Source organism: Actinomadura geliboluensis, assembly GCF_005889745.1.
GTDB lineage: Bacteria > Actinomycetota > Actinomycetes > Streptosporangiales > Streptosporangiaceae > Spirillospora > Spirillospora geliboluensis.
In genome coordinates this window covers 1-1,097 of sequence record NZ_VCKZ01000756.1, presented here as the reverse complement: position 1 = coordinate 1,097, position 1,097 = coordinate 1, and the positions used below count along the sequence as shown (strand labels likewise).

Annotated in this window: 2 rRNA genes; both read right to left on the bottom strand. The window is 58.8% G+C overall.

Going from position 1 to position 1,097, the window contains the following annotated elements:
• A 23S ribosomal RNA gene (locus tag ETD96_RS44060) occupies nucleotides 1-568 on the bottom strand; the annotation flags it as partial.
• A gap of 412 nt (nucleotides 569-980) precedes the next feature.
• Nucleotides 981-1,097, bottom strand: a 16S ribosomal RNA gene (locus tag ETD96_RS44055); the annotation flags it as partial.

The following is a 1,097-nucleotide window of genomic DNA, read 5'->3' as shown; positions in this document are numbered from 1 at the left end:
CACTTTTCACCTTTCCCTCACGGTACTGGTCCGCTATCGGTCATCAGGAAGTATTCAGCCTTACCACGTGGTCGTGGCAGATTCACACGGGATTTCACGGGCCCCGTGCTACTCGGGAACACACCCAAGAGACACCGCAGTTTCGTCTACCGGACTCTCACCGTCTACGGTCGGCCTTCCCATGCCGTTCGACTACCACGATATTTTGTAACTCTTCGACCCAGCGGCAGCTGAATCAGGATGGTCCCACAACCCCGCACACGCAACGCCTGCCGGCTATCACACGCGCACGGTTTAGGCTAATCCGCTTTCGCTCACCACTACTCACGGAATCACTATTGTTTTCTCTTCCTGCGGGTACTGAGATGTTTCACTTCCCCGCGTTCCCACCAACCTGCCTATACATTCAGCAGGCGGCGACACCCCATGACGAGTGCCAGGTTTCCCCATTCGGAAATCCCCGGATCAAAGTCTGGTTGCCGACTCCCCGAGGCATATCGCAGGCTCCCACGTCCTTCATCGGCTCCTGATGCCAAGGCATCCACCGTATGCCCTTAAAAACTTGAACACACAAAACGATCAAAACAAATCGCAGATGAGAACCCTCAACCCCACCCGAAAGCAGGATCTCGAACTCTCACCAGAGATGCTCGCGTCCACTGTGCAGTTCTCAAAAAACAACCGGGCCCACCAGCGCCACACCACCCGTTGCAGGTGATGCGGCGTCTGGTCCCGCAGTCCGAGGTCACCGGGCAAAGCCCGTTTCCTCAGGACCCAACAGCGTGTCCAACCCACCACCCACCCGAAACCGTCGTTCCCACTCCCCGAAGGGCGGTACTTGCCGGCTCACGCGGGCGGTGAGCTGAGTAGCCAGTGCTCCACATCTATGAGCAGCCACCTGACGAACATTCGCCGTCAACAGTGGCCACCGACCATGACCCCTCGCGAGCGAGGCGGCCTGGCCAGCTATTGCTCCTTAGAAAGGAGGTGATCCAGCCGCACCTTCCGGTACGGCTACCTTGTTACGACTTCGTCCCAATCGCCGGCCCCACCTTCGACCGCTCCCCCCATTGCTGGTTGGGCCACGGGCTTCGGGT